This window comes from Escherichia sp. MOD1-EC7011, assembly GCF_002965005.1.
Lineage (GTDB): Bacteria > Pseudomonadota > Gammaproteobacteria > Enterobacterales > Enterobacteriaceae > Escherichia > Escherichia ruysiae.
The window spans coordinates 31,204-49,873 of record NZ_PTRD01000025.1; the positions used below are offsets into that span (position 1 = coordinate 31,204).

The 18,670-nt window shown below is 48.7% G+C and carries 19 protein-coding genes and 2 pseudogenes; 15 read left to right on the forward strand and 6 right to left on the reverse strand.

The window, feature by feature from the left end:
- Positions 1-32 precede the first annotated feature (32 nt).
- Positions 33-255, forward strand: a pseudogene (locus A7098_RS13175) (aldehyde dehydrogenase family protein); the annotation flags it as partial.
- Between the two features lie 95 nt (positions 256-350).
- On the opposite strand, the gene gap reads toward A7098_RS13175, so the two are convergent.
- On the reverse strand, positions 351-1,352 hold the full coding sequence (gene gap / locus A7098_RS13180) for a type I glyceraldehyde-3-phosphate dehydrogenase (protein WP_000048677.1): 1,002 nt from the start codon (positions 1,350-1,352) through the stop codon (positions 351-353).
- A gap of 188 nt (positions 1,353-1,540) precedes the next feature.
- Here gap and cybB point away from each other — a divergent pair, with 188 nt between their 5' ends.
- Positions 1,541-2,071, forward strand: coding sequence for a cytochrome b561 (gene cybB, locus A7098_RS13185; protein ID WP_010347364.1), 531 nt, complete (start codon positions 1,541-1,543; stop codon positions 2,069-2,071).
- Positions 2,072-2,344: 273 nt separating this feature from the next.
- Positions 2,345-2,518: a hypothetical protein gene (locus A7098_RS13190; protein ID WP_000717309.1), complete on the forward strand. Its 174-nt coding sequence runs from the start codon at positions 2,345-2,347 to the stop codon at positions 2,516-2,518.
- 66 nt (positions 2,519-2,584) lie between these two features.
- Here A7098_RS13190 and A7098_RS13195 read toward each other — a convergent pair.
- A pseudogene (locus A7098_RS13195) lies at positions 2,585-2,698 on the reverse strand (Hok/Gef family protein); the annotation flags it as partial.
- Positions 2,699-3,098: 400 nt separating this feature from the next.
- Here A7098_RS13195 and A7098_RS13200 point away from each other — a divergent pair.
- The gene (locus tag A7098_RS13200) at positions 3,099-4,595 is read left to right on the forward strand and encodes a methyl-accepting chemotaxis protein (protein ID WP_105280925.1); all 1,497 of its coding nucleotides are present in this window, start codon (positions 3,099-3,101) and stop codon (positions 4,593-4,595) included.
- Positions 4,596-4,632: 37 nt separating this feature from the next.
- Here the strand turns inward: A7098_RS13200 and A7098_RS13205 are convergent, their stop codons facing one another.
- Positions 4,633-5,556 carry a LysR substrate-binding domain-containing protein gene (locus tag A7098_RS13205; RefSeq protein ID WP_000414570.1) on the reverse strand — a complete coding sequence of 308 codons (924 nt, stop codon included), beginning with the start codon at positions 5,554-5,556 and terminating at the stop codon, positions 4,633-4,635.
- 216 nt (positions 5,557-5,772) lie between these two features.
- On the opposite strand from A7098_RS13205, the gene A7098_RS13210 reads away from it, so the two are divergent.
- The 4 genes from A7098_RS13210 (at position 5,773) to rimL (ending at position 9,963) form a co-directional block, all read left to right on the forward strand.
- Complete coding sequence (locus A7098_RS13210; protein ID WP_000013827.1) at positions 5,773-7,116, forward strand: VOC family protein; 1,344 nt, start codon at positions 5,773-5,775, stop codon at positions 7,114-7,116.
- A gap of 224 nt (positions 7,117-7,340) precedes the next feature.
- Positions 7,341-8,996, forward strand: a complete 1,656-nt coding sequence (gene opgD / locus A7098_RS13220) for a glucan biosynthesis protein OpgD (RefSeq protein WP_000375980.1) — start codon at positions 7,341-7,343, stop codon at positions 8,994-8,996.
- Between the two features lie 141 nt (positions 8,997-9,137).
- Entirely contained in the window at positions 9,138-9,362 is a 225-nt protein-coding gene (locus A7098_RS13225) for a YdcH family protein (RefSeq protein WP_010351400.1), read from the forward strand.
- Between the two features lie 61 nt (positions 9,363-9,423).
- A complete protein-coding gene (rimL, locus tag A7098_RS13230; protein ID WP_000140870.1) occupies positions 9,424-9,963 on the forward strand; it encodes a 50S ribosomal protein L7/L12-serine acetyltransferase in 540 nt (179 codons plus the stop codon).
- On the opposite strand, the gene ydcK is transcribed toward rimL, so the two are convergent.
- Positions 9,955-10,935, reverse strand: coding sequence for a YdcK family protein (gene ydcK, locus A7098_RS13235; protein ID WP_105280926.1), 981 nt, complete (start codon positions 10,933-10,935; stop codon positions 9,955-9,957). The two genes, rimL and ydcK, sit on opposite strands and share 9 nt — an antisense overlap.
- Before the next feature lie 123 nt (positions 10,936-11,058).
- Between ydcK and tehA the strand changes: the two genes are divergently transcribed.
- From tehA to A7098_RS13250, 3 genes are all read left to right on the forward strand, one after another.
- Positions 11,059-12,051 carry a dicarboxylate transporter/tellurite-resistance protein TehA gene (gene tehA, locus A7098_RS13240; RefSeq protein ID WP_105280927.1) on the forward strand — a complete coding sequence of 331 codons (993 nt, stop codon included), beginning with the start codon at positions 11,059-11,061 and terminating at the stop codon, positions 12,049-12,051.
- On the forward strand, positions 12,048-12,641 hold the full coding sequence (gene tehB / locus A7098_RS13245) for a tellurite resistance methyltransferase TehB (protein WP_000586748.1): 594 nt from the start codon (positions 12,048-12,050) through the stop codon (positions 12,639-12,641). Before tehA ends, tehB begins: the two co-directional genes overlap by 4 nt.
- A gap of 283 nt (positions 12,642-12,924) precedes the next feature.
- Complete coding sequence (locus A7098_RS13250) at positions 12,925-13,593, forward strand: DUF3313 domain-containing protein (protein ID WP_001261028.1); 669 nt, start codon at positions 12,925-12,927, stop codon at positions 13,591-13,593.
- A 34-nt stretch (positions 13,594-13,627) separates the two neighbouring features.
- On the opposite strand, the gene ydcO is transcribed toward A7098_RS13250, so the two are convergent.
- Positions 13,628-14,839 (reverse strand): BenE family transporter YdcO, encoded by a 1,212-nt coding sequence (ydcO, locus tag A7098_RS13255; protein WP_105280945.1) that lies wholly within the window; start codon positions 14,837-14,839, stop codon positions 13,628-13,630.
- 52 nt (positions 14,840-14,891) lie between these two features.
- Here ydcO and A7098_RS13260 point away from each other — a divergent pair, with 52 nt between their 5' ends.
- Both A7098_RS13260 and rlhA read left to right on the forward strand, forming a co-directional pair.
- Positions 14,892-15,428: a helix-turn-helix domain-containing protein gene (locus A7098_RS13260; protein ID WP_032225153.1), complete on the forward strand. Its 537-nt coding sequence runs from the start codon at positions 14,892-14,894 to the stop codon at positions 15,426-15,428.
- A 72-nt stretch (positions 15,429-15,500) separates the two neighbouring features.
- Complete coding sequence (gene rlhA, locus A7098_RS13265) at positions 15,501-17,462, forward strand: 23S rRNA 5-hydroxycytidine C2501 synthase (RefSeq protein ID WP_105280928.1); 1,962 nt, start codon at positions 15,501-15,503, stop codon at positions 17,460-17,462.
- A gap of 91 nt (positions 17,463-17,553) precedes the next feature.
- On the opposite strand, the gene A7098_RS13270 is transcribed toward rlhA, so the two are convergent.
- Complete coding sequence (locus A7098_RS13270) at positions 17,554-17,784, reverse strand: DUF2554 family protein (RefSeq protein WP_000494236.1); 231 nt, start codon at positions 17,782-17,784, stop codon at positions 17,554-17,556.
- Positions 17,785-18,005: 221 nt separating this feature from the next.
- Here A7098_RS13270 and hicA point away from each other — a divergent pair, with 221 nt between their 5' ends.
- Both hicA and hicB read left to right on the forward strand, forming a co-directional pair.
- Positions 18,006-18,182 (forward strand): type II toxin-antitoxin system mRNA interferase toxin HicA, encoded by a 177-nt coding sequence (hicA, locus tag A7098_RS13275; protein WP_032225156.1) that lies wholly within the window; start codon positions 18,006-18,008, stop codon positions 18,180-18,182.
- 44 nt (positions 18,183-18,226) lie between these two features.
- Complete coding sequence (gene hicB, locus A7098_RS13280; RefSeq protein WP_077699156.1) at positions 18,227-18,643, forward strand: type II toxin-antitoxin system antitoxin HicB; 417 nt, start codon at positions 18,227-18,229, stop codon at positions 18,641-18,643.
- Positions 18,644-18,670 lie beyond the last annotated feature (27 nt).

The following is an 18,670-nucleotide window of genomic DNA, read 5'->3' on the forward strand; positions in this document are numbered from 1 at the left end:
TCTGATTGTTTTAACGGGTTAAACTTCAATACCGCGAACGCGCCAGAGAAATCAGTACGCTGATTGTCGAGTAAGGGGGCAAGAGCCAGCAATTGGCTGAAATCGAAGTGGGCGTGGCGTTATGAGGGAAAAATTATTCAAAGCGATCATATTATTCTGTTTAAACGTGCTCTTGGCGTGACCACCGGTATTCTGCCGTGGAACTTCCCGTTCTTCCTTATTGCCCACAAAATGTCGCCTGCTCTAGTGACCGGTAAACATGGCTTGCATGAATACCTTCAAACCCAGGTAGTCTATTTACAGTCATAATGTGTAAAACAGGCGGAGGCATTTTTCTCCGCCTGTATCTGTCAGAGTTTGGCGAATTTTTCGAGAGTGCGAATAAGCTGGGTAACAAACCCATATTCGTTATCGTACCAGGCGACTGTTTTCACCAGTTGTAAATCGCCCACGGCGGTAATCTCCGTTTGCGTGGCATCAAACACCGAACCGAAATGGCTACCAATGATATCGGAAGAGACTATTTCTTCATCGGTATAACCAAATGACTCGTTATTGTTTGTCGCTTTTTTAAGCGCGTTGTTTACCTCTTCGGCAGTGACTTTTTTCCCGAGAATAGACACCAGTTCGGTGACCGAACCTGTTTTCACGGGTACACGCTGCGCATGGCCTTTCAGTTTGCCGCTCAGTTCCGGGATCACCAGGCCAATGGCTTTTGCCGCGCCAGTGGTGTGGGGAATGATATTTTCTGCCGCCGCACGTGAAGCGCGTAGATCTTTACCACGCGGACCATCCACCAGTGACTGGGTGCCGGTATAGGCATGAATAGTCGTCATCGTGCCGACTTCTATTCCGAAACTGTCGTGCAAGGCTTTGGCCATCGGCGCAAGACAGTTGGTGGTGCATGACGCCACGGAAACAATGGTGTCGTTGCCATCCAGAGTGTCGTCATTGACGTTATAAACGATAGTTTTCATCTCACCGGCAGGGGCGGAAATCAGTACCTTCCTGGCGCCAGCATCCAGATGCGCCTGTGATTTTTCTGCAGAGGTATAAAAGCCTGTACATTCGACAATGATTTCTGCGCCTTTCGCTTTCCACGGAATATTTTTCGCCTCTTTTTCGGCGTAAACCGCAATGCTTTTCCCATCGACGATAAGTGAGTCTTCTGTGAAATCAACGCTCCAGGGGAACGGGCCGTAGTTTGAATCGTGTTTCAGCAGATAGGCGAGAATTTTCGGTGATGTGAGATCATTAATAGCGACAACGTCTATGTTGCTTTTGACCTCAAGTAATCGACGCAACACCAGTCGACCGATACGACCAAAACCGTTAATGCCAACTTTACTCATGGTTTTCTCCTGTAAGGAACTCTTGGGTGAAAATTGATCCTTTCCAGGCTTAGACCAGGATGGCGGGATGAGCAATCTACATTCGTGCAGCGAAACGTAACGTACTGAAAAAGGGCGAACAATATTTAATGAAATTTTAAGAAAAGCTGGTTATGTTAACGGAAAATTGTTTTAAAGCGGGAAATGTTATGGAAAAGAAATATTCAAGGTTACAAATTGGCATTCACTGGCTGGTCTTTTTGCTGGTTATTGCAGCGTATTGCGCAATGGAGTTTCGTGGCTTTTTCCCGCGAGCCGATCGGCCGCTCATCAACATGATCCATGTTTCCTGCGGCATTTCGATTCTCGTACTAATGGTGCTTCGTCTTGTGCTAAGACTGAAATACCCAACCCCGCCAATTGTGCCTAAACCGAAACCGATGATGACGGGGCTTGCGCATCTTGGGCATCTGGTCATTTACCTGCTGTTTATCGCGTTGCCACTGATTGGTATCGTGATGATGTATAACCGTGGCAATCCCTGGTTTGCGTTCGGTGTAACGATGCCTTACACATCAGAGCCAAATTTCGATCTGGTGGATATTTTAAAGTCGTGGCATGAAACGCTGGCAAATTTGGGATATTTCGTTATCGGGCTACATGCTGCTGCTGCATTGGCACACCACTATTTCTGGAAGGACAACACGCTTCTGCGCATGATGCCGCGTAAGCGTTCCTGACGACAATAAAAGAAAGCGCCTGTACTAAACCAGACCCGTGGTACAGGCGAAGAATACGGGTCTACATCGGAAGCATCTATTATATTTATTTGTATGACAAATAAAACCATAATTAGCCTTTATGTGTTTATCTGGATTATATTTAACCAATTTATCTTTCAGTTAAGATTGAAATCCAATTTCCTCAATTTTTGATCTCTCTAAGTGAAATCAAATCCACCAAGCGTATAACTTTTATACCGAACATAAAATTTGGTAAACAATGGAGGTTATATGAAAAAAATTGCACTTATCTTGTTTGTGGGAATGCTTGTTTCGTTTTATGCCGATGCCGGGCGCAAGCCGTGTTCTGGTTCGAAAGGTGGGATATCCCACTGTACTGCTGGTGGCAAATTTGTTTGTAACGATGGATCTATCAGCGCATCGAAAAAGACATGTACTAACTGAAAGGAAAAAAGGGGTGCCATGAGAAAATGAACCTGCCAGCCAGATGCGCGGGGAAAACTCCCCGCGCTTATTACCGTCCCGGAACCGCAGTTCGTAGAGCGTTTGTCGGGTCAGAAGTGTGAATGCCAGTATTGTGAAACAAATAATGAGCAGACACACCACCAGAGGGTTGCGCTTCATAGCCTTTCTCCTTGCCGGATGGCGGGTAAGAGGCTAACATCTGAATTGTTGGGTTCATTCGTCGGCCTCGGTTGATAGAAATATCGGTCGGGGCCTTCGTCTTTCTGATTCCCGGTTAGCCTGAAAACAGAAAGTCTCAGGCACCCGCGATCATCCTATGCAGTTTCTCTTAGCAGGGAAATAATCACTTTACGGAATTGCGTAACGCTTTCCAGAATTTCACGCAATACACCTCACAAAGCATTCTTATTCGCCAGTTTATTCATTGCGGCGCCCGATGATCTCTTAACGCATAACATGTTGTAAAAATGTGAAGTGAAAACGTTTTTGGTCGTAAGTAATTACCACCGATTGCCGATGATTCTCTCTCGGGAGTAAATCTGGAAGAGAGACAACGGCCATGCATACAACACCCTCACACCGCTTAGGTTTTTTACATCACATCAGGTTAGTTCCGTTATTTGCCTTTATTCTGGGCGGCATATTACTTCTTTTTGCCCTGAGTTCAGCTCTGGCTGGGTATTTTCTCTGGCAGGCTGACCGCGATCAGCGTGACGCTACTGCGGAGATCCAGACTCGCACCGGTCTGGCAAATAGCTCTGATTATCTGCGTTCAGCCCGGATCAATATGATTCAGGCCGGGGCGGCGAGCCGTATCGCAGAAATGGAAGAGATGAAGCGAAATATCGCACAAGCGGAATTGCAGATTAAACAATCGCAGCAAGGTTATCGTACTTACCAGAATCGCCAGGTGAAAACGGCTGCAGATGAAGCTCTGAACGCTGAATTAAATCAACGTTTTCAGGCTTATATAACTGGCCTCCAGCCTATGCTGAAATATGCCAAAAATGGCATGTTTGAAGCGATTATTAATCATGAAAGTGAGCATATCCGAACGCTGGATAATACTTATACCCATATATTAAACAAAGCCGTTGAAATACGTAGCGCCAGAGCGAACCACCTGGCGGAGCAGGCGCATCAGCGCACTCGACTGGGTGTGATGTTTATGATAGGTGCGTTTATGCTTGCCCTGGTCATGACGCTGATGACCTTCATTGTTTTGCGTCGGATTGTGATTCGACCTCTGCAACATGCCGCGCACCGTATTGAACAAATCGCCAGTGGCGATCTGACAATGAACGACGAACCGACGGGGCGCAGTGAAATTGGACGTTTGAGCCGCCATCTACAGAAAATGCAGCATTCGCTGGTGATGACCGTCGGGACGGTACGCCAGGGGGCGGAGGAGATTTATCGCGGCACCAGCGAAATTTCCGCTGGCAATGCTGACCTTTCTTCACGCACTGAAGAACAGGCGGCGGCGATTGAACAAACCGCTGCCAGCATGGAGCAACTCACCGCGACGGTGAAACAGAATGCGGATAATGCACACCACGCGAGCCGTCTGGCACAAGAGGCTTCCGTTAAAGCCAGCGATGGCGGGAAGACAGTTTCCGGCGTGGTGAAAACGATGGGCGATATCTCCAGTAGCTCGAAAAAAATTTCCGAAATCACCGCCGTGATCAACAGTATTGCTTTCCAGACAAATATTCTGGCGCTCAATGCCGCCGTTGAAGCCGCGCGAGCTGGTGAGCAAGGTCGCGGATTTGCGGTTGTTGCCAGCGAAGTGCGTACATTTGCCAGTCGCAGCGCCCAGGCAGCGAAAGAAATTGAAGGCTTAATCAGCGAATCAGTTGAGTTGATTGGACAAGGGGCTGATGAAGTGGCAACAGCAGGTAAAACGATGAGTGCCATTGTGGATGCAGCGGCGGTGTCGCTTGAAGAGCAGGCGACACGATTAACTGAGGCTGTGGATGTATTCCGCCTGAAGAAACAATCGTTACCTGTGGATCAACGAGGGGCAGGCAACTCGGTTAGTTTGGCAACGGCGTGATAATGTCAAAGAAGGGATCGCAAGATCCCTTCACCTTTCAGAATGGCATTGATTTCCGAATTGCGTTAATCATTAGCTGACAGCCGGAAGAGAGCGTTGCATCTACGCGGGTCAGTATTCCAATCGGTTCGCCTGCGCCATGTCCAGGAACAGGCAGCGCCACCAGCGAGGCATGACGCAGGTCGTCTTTTACTGCGCCAGAAGGGACAAACCACACATAGTCATATTCAACCGTAAGCTGACGCGAAAGCGATGCTGAAAGCGTTTCAATACAACCCGAAGGAATTTTGCAGCCCTGGCTTTGTACTAACGCATCTGAATGTTGGCGGGGCGCAGTGCCTTCCGGCGATACGACAACCGGCCATTCCAGTACCCGGCTTAGCGTCACGTTTTCCTGAAGAAGCGGGTGATTAGGCCGGACAACCAGTTTCAGCGATTCGAGAAACAGCAATTCGTAATTAAGCCCGGTCATCAGTTCAGGATCTGACATCCGGCCAACACCGATATCAATTTCTCCCGTTTTTAAGCCTGCCAGAATCATGGTGTTACTCATGGTGGCAACTTGCAGAGTGGTCTCTTTTTGTTGCTGATGAAACTGACCAATAACGGAAGGCAAGATCCCCAGTGCAGCAGTGGGTAACGCACCAACCCTTACAACATCATTGTTAAGCCCTTCTTTACGATTAAGCGCCTGACCTGCGGTGTTGATGGCGTCAAGCACTCTGACTGCATGGGTTAAAAATTGCTCGCCAGGTAAGGTGAGCTGCGCGCCCTGACGTCCACGGTCAAATAAGCGGGTGCCTGTCAATTGTTCAAGTTCATTCAATGTCTTAGAGAGCGCAGGTTGACTCAAATTAAGGGTTTCAGCCGCGCGCCCCAAAGTTCCTTGTTGTGCGACAGCTACGAAAGTATGAAGGTGGCGCAAACGGATGCGCTGACTAAACAGACTATTTTTTTCCATAAGCGATGTTAAAAACGAAGCGGTGCCGCTGACAAGTGAAGTTGTTTGATTATGATAACTTGATTGCAAAATATTATTAACATATAAAGCAATTTTGTTACGTTTTCAGGCGTGGTTTTACTGATTTCGTGGGGAGATCACAGTTTGTAAATTCTTCCCACCAGAGTAAATGTGGTTACCTACACTCCAGATTACTGACCACTGGAGGCAGAGATTATGGCGAACAGCATCACGGCGGATGAGATTCGGGAACAGTTTTCGCAGGCTATGTCAGCCATGTATCAGCAAGAAGTTCCACAGTACGGTACACTGCTGGAACTGGTGGCTGACGTCAATCTGTCTGTGCTGGAAAACAATCCCCAATTGCATGAAAAAATGGTAAATGCGGACGAACTGGCGCGACTTAACGTTGAACGTCATGGGGCGATTCGCGTCGGCACCGCACAAGAGCTTGCCACTCTACGGCGGATATTTGCCATTATGGGGATGTATCCGGTCAGTTATTACGATCTCTCGCAGGCGGGCGTGCCGGTACATTCCACAGCATTTCGTCCTATCGATGATGCCTCGCTGGCGCGTAATCCTTTCCGGGTTTTTACCTCATTACTTCGCCTTGAGCTCATCGAAAACGAAACCTTGCGCCAGAAGGCGGCGGAGATTTTACATCAGCGCGATATCTTTACCCCGCGTTGTCGGCAACTGTTAGATGTATATGATCGGGAGGGCGGCTTTAGCAAAGCTCAGGCGCGGGAGTTTGTGCAGGAAGTCCTGGAGACGTTTCGCTGGCATCAGTCAGCAACAGTAGATGAAGAAACCTATCGCGCGTTGCACAACGAACATCGACTGATTGCTGATGTGGTCTGTTTTCCTGGCTGCCATATTAACCACCTGACGCCACGCACGCTCGACATTGACCGGGTGCAGTCGATGATGCCCGAATGCGGTATTGAACCCAAAATTCTGATCGAAGGGCCGCCGCGCCGCGAGGTGCCGATTTTACTGCGCCAGACCAGTTTTAAGGCGCTGGAAGAGACAGTGTTGTTTGCAGGGCAAAAGCAGGGAACACATACCGCACGCTTTGGTGAGATAGAGCAACGTGGTGTGGCATTAACGCCGAAAGGACGGCAACTGTATGATGAGCTTCTGCGTAACGCCGGAATCGGACAGGATAATCTCACTCACCAACTGCATTTGCAGGAAACCTTCAGCGCCTTCCCGGACAGTGAATTTCTGATGCGCCAGCAGGGATTGGCATGGTTTCGCTATCGCCTGACGCCATCGGGTGAGGCGCATCGTCAGGCGATCCATCCCGGAGACGATCCACAACCTTTGATCGAACGTGGTTGGGTAGTGGCGCAACCTATTACCTATGAGGATTTCCTGCCGGTTAGTGCTGCGGGGATCTTCCAGTCGAATCTGGGTAATGAAACGCAAATGCGCAGTCACGGTAATGCCAGCCGGGAGGCTTTTGAACTGGCGCTGGGGTGTCCGGTATTTGATGAGTTTCAGTTGTACCAGGAAGCGGAAGAACGCAGTAAACGCCGCTGTGGTTTGCTTTAAATTCTGTCCAACCGACTTTGCAAAAATTTGCCTGATTTTACAAACGAATCAGGCTCATCCCATCGACAGAAAAAAATTGCCGATTTATGCATATTCTCTGAGTTCAACAATTGGATTATTAATAAATATTGTCTAGAGTGAGCGGTCATTAATAAGCATTTTCTTGCCGCTGAATACGACCAGCGCGGGACCATTCACTACACCAGAAGGACTCACTTTCAGGTATGGATCGTAGACGATTTATTAAAGGTTCAATGGCTATGGCCGCCGTGTGCGGGACTAGCGGCATTGCTTCTCTTTTTTCTCAGGCTGCGTTCGCAGCAGAATCTGATATTGCCGACGGGCAAACCCAGCGTTTTGACTTCTCTATTTTACAGTCAATGGCGCACGACTTAGCGCAAACAGCGTGGCGTGGTGCGCCGCGTCCGTTACCCGATACGCTGGCGACGATGACGCCGCAGGCTTATAACAGCATTCAGTATGACGCCGAAAAATCACTCTGGCATAACGTTGAGAATCGCCAGCTGGACGCTCAGTTCTTCCATATGGGGATGGGATTCCGTCGCCGAGTTCGCATGTTCTCTGTTGATCCAGCAACACATCTGGCGCGCGAAATACACTTCCGTCCGGAGTTGTTCAAATACAACGATGCGGGTGTTGATACCAAACAATTAGAAGGGCAAAGCGATCTCGGTTTTGCGGGATTCCGTGTATTTAAAGCACCGGAGCTGGCGCGCCGCGACGTGGTTTCTTTCCTCGGTGCCAGTTATTTCCGTGCCGTTGATGACACTTATCAATATGGTTTGTCGGCGCGTGGTCTGGCGATCGACACTTACACCGACAGCAAAGAAGAGTTCCCCGACTTTACCGCCTTCTGGTTCGATACGGTAAAACCTGGCGCGACCACTTTTACCGTTTATGCGTTGCTCGATAGCGCCAGCATTACTGGTGCTTACAAGTTCACCATCCACTGTGAGAAGAACCAGGTGATTATGGATGTCGAAAATCACCTGTATGCGCGTAAAGACATTAAACAACTGGGCATCGCGCCGATGACCAGTATGTTCAGTTGCGGGACTAACGAACGTCGTATGTGCGACACCATTCATCCGCAAATCCATGATTCCGACCGTCTTTCCATGTGGCGGGGCAATGGCGAGTGGATCTGCCGTCCGCTGAATAATCCGCAGAAATTGCAGTTCAATGCCTATACCGATAACAATCCAAAAGGGTTTGGCTTGTTGCAGCTGGATCGTGATTTCTCCCATTATCAGGACATTATGGGCTGGTATAACAAACGCCCAAGTCTGTGGGTGGAACCGCGTAACAAGTGGGGTAAGGGCACTATCGGTTTGATGGAGATCCCGACGACGGGAGAAACGCTGGATAATATTGTCTGTTTCTGGCAACCAGAGAAAGCAATCAAAGCGGGCGACGAACTGGCGTTTCAGTATCGTCTTTACTGGAGTGCACAGCCTCCCGTTCATTGTCCATTAGCACGAGTTATGGCGACGCGTACCGGCATGGGAGGCTTCCCGGAAGGCTGGGCGCCAGGTGAACATTATCCGGAAAAATGGGCTCGTCGTTTTGCCGTCGATTTTGTCGGTGGTGATCTGAAAGCGGCTGCGCCGAAAGGGATTGAGCCTGTTATCACACTTTCCAGTGGTGAAGCGAAACAAATAGAAATTCTCTACATTGAGCCGATTGATGGTTACCGTATTCAGTTTGACTGGTATCCGACTTCGGACTCAACTGATCCGGTCGATATGCGTATGTATTTGCGCTGCCAGGGCGATGCCATCAGTGAAACATGGCTGTATCAGTATTTCCCTCCAGCACCGGATAAGCGCCAGTATGTTGACGATCGCGTGATGAACTAATCTTCATTTTTTAGGCACCTTCTTCCGGGAGGGTGCCGTCTGGTTAAACACGATCCCGCTCGCATTTTTCCTCAAGTTAAATGGGTAATCTGATGTTGTATATTCCATATACACGTTGTCAGCCACTAACAGGGAGTGCGTATGTTTCCAGAATATCGAGATTTAATATCCCGTCTGAAAAACGAAAATCCTCGCTTTATGTCCTTGTTTGATAAACATAATAAACTTGATCATGAAATTGCCAGAAAGGAAGGCTCTGACGGTCGAGGATACAATGCGGAAGTCGCTCGCATGAAAAAACAGAAATTACAAATGAAGGATGAGATGCTTAAAATCCTGCAACAGGAGAGCGTCAAAGAGGTGTAAACTTTCCTAAGCCGCCTGCCAGGCGGCTTTTTAACGACTGCAAAGAGTAACAGGAGATAAGATGACTGAAACGATAAAAGTAAGCGACTCACTTGAATTACATGCCGTTGCAGAAAGTCACGTCACACCTCTTTATCAGTTAACCTGCAAAAATAAAAACTGGTTACAGCAGTCGCTAAACTGGCCGCAGTTTGTTCACAGCGAAGAGGACACGCGAAAAACGGTGCAGGGTAATATGATGTTGCATCAACGCGGTTACGCCAAAATGTTCATGATCTTCAAAGAAAATGAACTCGTCGGCGTTATCTCTTTTAATCGAATTGAACCGCTAAATAAAACCGCCGAAATCGGCTACTGGCTGGACGAATCCCATCAGGGACAGGGGATCATTTCTCAGGCGCTACAGGCATTGATTCACCATTACGCCCAGTCTGGTGAACTTAGACGCTTTGTGATCAAATGTCGGGTGGATAACCCGCAAAGCAACCAGGTTGCCTTGCGCAATGGTTTTAGCCTGGAAGGTTGCCTGAAACAGGCTGAGTTCCTGAATGATGTCTATGATGATGTGAATTTATACGCGCGCATTATTGATTCACAATAACCCAGCCAGCGGCGTTCGCGTAATACGTTCCTCACTGTTAATGACTTTTGGACCACGGACATGAATGGTGTCGCCACCAAAGGCTTCAACGACGGCGTGGTCGGTTATCTCCACATGGTTTTCAATCATTACCGCACCTGTAATACGGCTCTTTCCTTGTATTATAACGTGATCGTCAAGCAGAACCGGACCGCCATGTACAACGGCATTTCCGCCAATCAGGACATGATGTTTTAACACGCAATTGCCTTCTACAATGGCATATTCCGCCACCTGAGAGCTGTAATGAATTGTTGGAATCGCATCTTCTTCAGTTCCGGCAATCACACGTGCGTGACCGTAGACTTTCGCACAGTCGCACAGCCAGACGTTGTTTTCTTCATTACCTTCAATACGCGCAAAATCAAAAACTTCGGCACGATGCTCAATAAAAGCATGGCGGACGACGGCATCGCCATAAATTTGCGCCTGATGGACAACGCGTGAGGCGCTGACGCTGGCGCGGTCATAAATTTGTAGCAGAAGATGGTGGTCGGGCGTTAAGCCTTGTGTGGCGACGATCATTGAATGTTGATCGATACAGACCTGACCAAAAATTCTGCACTGACCGCAAACTATTGAATCACGAATGGTGACACTGTCACTTACATGGACGCCCTGGCTGATTTCACTGTTATCGATCCAGGTGTTATCCGTCGTGCAAACCTCTCCCCATAGCACGCTGGCGCCGGTAATACGCGTATTACCGGAAATCACCGTTCCGCCGAACGCAAGAGCATTCTGGTCGTAAATCCAGCAATTACCTTCCTGCGCCAGCACAGTTTCGCTATCGATCCAACCACCAGCCGTCCCTGCTATCACATCATTAAAATCGGCTATGGCAATAATCTGCCGTAATAGCACACTTTTTTTGAAGCCATCTTCCTGATAACTAAAGGCTCGTTGCTCTTCACTTAGACGATATTTGCGCATAGTGTTTTCCCGCAGGTGACTTACTATAACCGTAGCAAATTCTGCGACTCTGGCTATGTTTGAGAAATTTCCATAAAATGCATTTCAAATATACTTTATAAATTAAACAAAATGAGTAACAAGATGCAGAGCGATAAAGTGCTCAATTTACCGGCAGGTTATTTTGGCATTGTGTTGGGGACGATAGGGATGGGATTTGCCTGGCGCTATGCCAGCCAGGTTTGGCAGGTTAGTCACTGGTTGGGGGATGGGCTGGTGATTCTGGCGATGATCATCTGGGGATTATTGACCACCGCATTCATTACCCGACTGATGCGCTTTCCGCAAAGCGTGCTGGCGGAAGTTCGCCATCCGGTGATGAGCAGTTTTGTGAGTTTGTTTCCGGCAACGACGATGCTGGTGGCGATTGGTTTTGTCCCGTGGTTTCGCACGCTGGCGGTGTGTCTGTTCAGCGTTGGGGTAGTGATTCAACTGGTTTACGCCGCCTGGCAAACTGCCGGATTATGGCGCGGTTCTCACCCAGAAGAAGCGACGACACCAGGGCTTTATTTGCCTACTGTTGCCAATAACTTTATCAGCGCGATGGCCTGCGGTGCGCTGGGTTATACCGATGCCGGACTGGTATTTTTAGGCGCTGGCGTCTTCTCCTGGTTAAGCCTTGAACCGGTGATCCTTCAACGACTGCGCAGCTCGGGAGAATTACCCACGGCGCTGCGGACATCGCTTGGCATTCAACTCGCTCCGGCTCTGGTGGCCTGTAGTGCCTGGTTAAGCGTCAACGGCGGCGAGGGGGACACGCTGGCGAAAATGCTCTTTGGCTATGGGCTGCTGCAATTACTGTTTATGCTGCGCCTAATGCCGTGGTATCTCTCACAGCCGTTTAATGCCTCATTCTGGAGTTTTTCGTTCGGTGTTTCCGCGCTGGCTACCACCGGTTTGCATCTGGGAAGCGGTAGCGATAATGGTTTTTTCCATACGCTGGCGGTGCCGTTGTTTATCTTTACCAATTTTATTATTGCATTACTGCTCATCCGTACTTTCGCGCTTCTGATGCAGGGAAAATTGTTAATCAGAACTGAGCGCGCCGTTTTAATGAAATCCGAGGACAAAGAATGATCATTCGTGACGAAAACTACTTTACTAACAAATACGAATTAACCCGTACACACTCCGAAGTTCTGGAAGCGGTGAAAATCGTTAAACCGGGGAAAACGCTGGACTTGGGCTGTGGCAATGGTCGTAACAGTCTTTACCTTGCAGCCAATGGTTATGATGTTGACGCATGGGATAAAAATGCCATGAGTATTGCCAACGTTGAGCGCATTAAAGCCATTGAAAATCTGGAAAATTTACGTACTCAGGTTGTCGATCTGAATAGCCTCACGTTTGATGGACAGTACGATTTTATTCTTTCTACTGTGGTGCTGATGTTCCTGGAGGCGAAAACCATCCCAGGGCTGATTGGCAATATGCAACGTTGCACTAAACCTGGCGGTTACAACCTGATTGTGGCTGCGATGGATACTACTGATTTTCCATGTACCGTCGGCTTTCCGTTTGCCTTCAAAGAGGGAGAGCTACGTCGTTATTATGAAGGCTGGGATTTATTGAAATACAATGAAGATGTCGGTGAATTACACCGCACCGATGCCAACGGTAATCGTATTAAACTGCGTTTCGCTACTATGCTGGCACGTAAAAAATGACCTGAAAAGGATCAACGTAAGAAGTTTGCCTGTTGATCTATTCGGTAAGCATATTTTTTAGCAGGATGATGTGAAATAAGTCACAGCGGATGTGCTTTTTTATCGCCTCAAGTCTCTGAAAATAAATCAATGATGATTGACTCAGCTCCTTTTTCAGCATTGACTATATTGTCGAAAAAGGGGTCGATAAATTTATTTCTGCCAACACTTTTTTTGCCACAACACGAAGCGGTGCTTTTTGCTATAACTTAAAAAGTAATATAATCATCTCAGGAAACTATTCATGCGTACCACATCAATTGCGAAAGTTGCAGCTTTATGCGGCTTGTTGGCTCTGTCCGGCTGTGCCTCTAAAATCACCCAGCCGGATAAATACTCTGGCTTTTTAAAGAATTACTCAGATCTTCAAGAAACAACATCGGCAACAGGTAAACCCGTTTTACGCTGGGTTTCCCCTGATTTCGACCAAAGTAAATATGACAGTATTGTCTGGAATCCAATCACTTATTATCCGGTGCCGAAACCTTCTACTCAGGTAGGGCAGAAAGTATTGGATAGAATTTTGAGTTATACCAATACCGAAATGAAAGAAGCGATTGCGCAGCGCAAACCACTGGTTACCACTGCTGGCCCGCGTAGTCTGATTTTCCGTGGTGCTATTACTGGTGTTGATACTAGCAAAGAAGGACTGCAATTCTATGAAGTGGTTCCTGTTGCATTAGTGGTAGCGGGAACACAAATGGCAACCGGTCACCGTACCATGGATACCCGCCTGTACTTTGAAGGTGAACTGATTGATGCGGCTACCAATAAACCTGTTATCAAAGTCGTTCGTCAGGGCGAAGGTAAAGACCTGAATAACGAAAGTACGCCAATGGCTTTCGAAAATATTAAGCAAGTTATTGATGACATGGCGACCGATGCCACCATGTTTGACGTTAACAAAAAGTAATGCCAGTTGCGCCATCGTAAGATGGCGCTTCTTATTATCGGTTTCTGTCAGCAATTAAATTCAACACCACGTAACAGACGCCGCCGGCAATTAATCCCCAAAACGCCGAACCAATCCCAACCAATGTCAGCCCGCTCGCTGTTACCAGAAATGCCACCACAGCAGCGTCGCGCTCATGCTCATTATGTAGCGCCTGATACAAACTACCGCCAATGGTGCTTAACAGCGCCAGACCAGCCAGCATCTGGATCCAGCTAACCGGTAGGGCTGCCATCATTCCGGTAATGGCGCTACCAAACAGACCCGCAAGCAAATAAAAGACGCCCGCAACGGCGGCAGCCAACCAACGCCTATCTTTGTCCGGATGCGCTTCCGGGCTTTGGCAAATAGCGGCAGTAATTGCCGCAATACCGACGGAATAAACCCCGAAAGGGGAAAAAATCAGCGCCAGCAAGCCAGTGAATACAATCAGTGGCGAAACCGGAGCCGAATACCCGGCCGCTTTCATTGCCGCAATACCCGGTGCGTTTTGCGATGCCATCGTCACCAGAAAAAGGGGGAGTGCAACGCTCAAACTGTGAGCAAACGAAAATTCAGGGGTAATATAAATGGGGAGAACGGGGTTAAAGACAACATCCGTTGTGACAACGTCACCTTGCGCGATAACGATCACGATCCCAATAATCATCGCGGCAATTACCGCATAGCGCGGTGCAACGGCCTTGGTTGCCAGCCATACCAGCAACATACTGCCACACAACGTAAACTGACCATCCAGACTGGCAAACGCCTGTAAACCAAAGCGTAATAAAATCCCGGCAAGCATTGCCGCCGCAAGCGAGTGCGGAATAATACGCATCAGACGAGCAAAGAGTCCCGTTATGCCGCAGAGGACAATTAATACGTTGGTGACTATAAAAACGCCGATGGCTTCGTTAAGTGTTAGCCCCTGTAAACCAGTGACCAACAGCGCCGCGCCAGGCGTTGACCATGCGGTGAGAACAGGCACGCGATACCATAATGTCAGCGCCAGCGTACTGACTCCCATTGCCAGTCCCAGCGCCGTCATCCAGCCGGAGATTTGTGCAGTGGTTGCTCCGGCGACAATCGCCGCTTGCCAGATTATTGCTGCTGAACTGGCGTAGCCAATCAATACCGCCAGAAACCCCGCCAGTAGCGTGGGGGGAGGAATAGAAAACAAACGCATAGTCACCTCGTGCGTTATAGCGTACAGGCACCGTAGCATTTGTCCGTTATAACGCACAAGTGATAAACTCCTGTTTTGCCGGAGGAGTCGCATGGAAAATCTCGCTCGCTTTTTATCCACTACGCTTAAACATCTTCGTCAGCAGCGAGGCTGGAGTCTTTCGCGACTGGCAGACGCCACGGGCGTTTCTAAAGCCATGTTAGGGCAGATTGAGCGCAATGAGTCCAGCCCGACGGTCGCGACACTCTGGAAAATTGCCACCGGGATGAACGTGCCATTTTCGACATTTATTTCGCCGCCGCAGACCATTACGCCATCAGTTTATGATCCACAACAGCAGGCAATGGTGATCACTTCGCTGTTTCCTTATGATCCGCAACTCTGCTTTGAACACTTCTCGATTCAGATGGCACCCGGTGCAATAAGCGAATCGACGCCGCACGAAAAAGGGGTAATTGAGCATGTTGTCGTCATTGATGGACAGCTTGATCTGTGCGCTGATGGTGAATGGCGTAGTCTTAATTGTGGAGAAGGTGTTCGTTTTGCTGCCGACGTCAGGCATGTCTACCGTAATTGTGGGGAGCAAACCGTACATTTTCATTCCCTCATCCATTACCCGCGTAGTTAAGCGGGAAAACTATTTCGCAACGTCGCGCTTGTGGCTAAAATAGCCGCCATTTTTCAGCTACTGGATAAGAAAGTGACCGTATCTTCTCATCGTCTTGAACTGTTAAGCCCGGCACGCGATGCCGCCATTGCCCGCGAAGCTATTTTGCACGGTGCCGATGCTGTTTATATCGGCGGACCTGGTTTTGGTGCCCGTCATAATGCCAGTAATAGCCTGAAAGATATTGCCGAGCTGGTGCCATTTGCCCATCGTTATGGTGCAAAAATTTTCGTCACGCTTAACACCATTTTGCATGACGATGAACTGGAACCGGCGCAGCGACTGATTACCGACCTCTACCAGACCGGCGTCGATGCGCTGATCGTTCAGGATATGGGGATTCTGGAACTTGATATTCCGCCGATTGAACTGCACGCCAGTACGCAGTGTGATATTCGCACTGTAGAGAAAGCGAAGTTTCTTTCGGACGTCGGTTTTACGCAGATTGTGCTGGCGCGAGAGCTGAATCTTGAGCAGATCCGTGCGATTCATCAGGCCACGGACGCGACCATTGAGTTCTTTATTCATGGTGCACTGTGCGTGGCATATTCCGGTCAGTGCTACATTTCCCATGCGCAAACAGGGCGTAGCGCCAACCGTGGCGATTGCTCGCAGGCGTGCCGTTTGCCATATACATTGAAAGACGATCAGGGGCGGGTGGTTTCCTATGAAAAACACCTGCTGTCGATGAAAGATAACGATCAGACTGCCAACCTGGGCGCTTTGATTGATGCAGGCGTGCGTTCCTTCAAGATTGAAGGGCGTTACAAAGATATGAGCTACGTGAAGAATATCACCGCCCATTATCGCCAGATGCTGGATGCCATTATTGAAGAACGTAGCGATTTGGCGCGAGCTTCATCCGGTCGTACTGAGCACTTCTTCGTACCGTCGACGGAAAAAACCTTCCATCGTGGCAGCACCGACTACTTTGTTAACGCGCGTAAAGGCGATATTGGCGCATTCGATTCACCGAAATTTATCGGCCTGCCGGTGGGTGAAGTATTGAAAGTGTCGAAAGATCATCTTGATGTTGAGGTTACCGAACCGCTGGCTAACGGCGATGGACTGAACGTAATGATTAAGCGTGAAGTCGTCGGCTTTCGTGCCAACACGGTAGAGAAAACTGGGGAAAATCAGTACCGCGTCTGGCCAAATGAGATGCCAGTGGAGCTGCACAAAATTCGCCCGCACCATCCACTTAATCGCAACCTCGACCATAACTGGCAGCAGGCGTTGACCAAAACCTCCAGCGAACGTCGGGTGGCGGTAGACATTGAACTGGGCGGCTGGCAGGAACAACTGATTCTGACTCTGACCAGCGAAGAGGGCGTCAGTATCACTCATACGCTGGACGGGCAGTTCGACGAAGCCAATAACGCCGAAAAAGCAATGAACAATCTGAAGGATGGTCTGGCAAAACTGGGGCAAACCCTCTATTACGCCCGCGATGTGCAAATTAATTTGCCGGGGGCGCTGTTTGTACCAAACAGTCTGTTAAACCAGTTCCGCCGTGAAGCTGCCGACATGCTGGATGCTGCACGTCTTGCCAGTTACCAGCGGGGCACCCGTAAACCGGTTGCTGATCCTGCGCCGGTTTATCCGCAAACGCATCTGAGTTTCCTCGCGAACGTATACAACCAGAAAGCGCGTGAATTTTATCATCGCTATGGTGTGCAGCTGATTGACGCGGCGTATGAGGCACATGAAGAGAAGGGCGAAGTCCCGGTGATGATCACCAAGCATTGTCTGCGCTTTGCCTTTAATCTGTGCCCGAAACAGGCGAAAGGCAATATCAAAAGCTGGAAGGCGACGCCAATGCAACTGGTTAACGGCGATGAAGTATTAACGCTAAAGTTTGATTGCCGCCCATGCGAGATGCACGTCATTGGCAAAATCAAAAATCACATACTGAAAATGCCGTTACCGGGAAGCGTAGTGGCATCCGTAAGTCCGGATGAGCTGCTGAAAACATTGCCGAAGCGAAAAGGGTAAAACGCCAGTTTTCTGGTTACTCACAACTCATTGAATCTGCATGATATTGCCTGCCGGGTAAGGCGTCACGCCGCATCCGGCAACAAACGACTCAACGCTGTCCCGCTTCTGGTTTGCGTGACTTTTGCCAGTAAAAATGCTCGCGCAAACCTTCTGCCGATTCTTCCGCAACGGCGCGCAATTCATCACTGTCCGCTTCATGACGCAGTTGATGATCCACATTTTTTACCCACAAAAATTCATGTCCTTTGTGTCCTGCCATCAACTGTCCAGAGAACAGCGCACACGTTAATAAGACAACCGCTAACGCCTTCGTAAACATCCCGACACCTTTTTCTTACCTTTTGCCGCTATGATGCCGATAGTTTCTTGAGGTTATTATTCAGTTTTGCAAATTAGCGCAAAGAAATTCTGGAATCAGCCTTCCTTATTTGGCATCGCATTCTGCCGTTGCGGCGATTAAGTGCTATTTTCGAGCAAATTACACACGGAGGTAAACAATAATGTTTACCTTGTTGATATACTCAGCGGCAGGGAGGCGATGTGAAACAAAGCGAGTTCAGACGTTGGCTCGACTCTCAGGGCGTCGATGTAGCGAATGGCAGCAACCATTTAAAACTCAGGTTTCACGGGAGGCGCAGTGTCATGCCGCGTCACCCCAGCGAAGAGATTAAAGAACCATTGCGTAAAGCAATTCTGAAACAACTCGGTTTGAGTTAATCGCCAATTAAAAGGTTAATGACATGCGAGAGACAGTCGAAATTATGCGTTATCCCGTCACTCTTACACCCGCGCCGGAAAGCGGTTATGTGGTTTCTTTTGTGGATATTCCTGAAGCGTTGACTCAGGGAGAAACAGTCGCTGAAGCGATGGAGGCAGCAAAAGATGCCTTAATCACCGCATTTGATTTTTATTTTGAAGACAACGAGCTTATCCCGTTACCTTCGCCATTAAATAGTCACGATCACTTTATTGAAGTGCCTTTGAGCGTTGCCTCTAAAGTATTGCTGTTAAATGCTTTTTTGCAGTCAGACATTACTCAGCAAGAGCTGGCGAAGCGAATTGGTAAACCTAAGCAGGAGATTACCCGCTTATTTGACTTGCACCATGCGACAAAAATCGACGCTGTCCAGCTTGCGGCTAAGGCGCTTGGCAAAGAGTTATCGCTGGTGATGGTTTAATTACAGTTAACGAAAAGTTGTCATTTT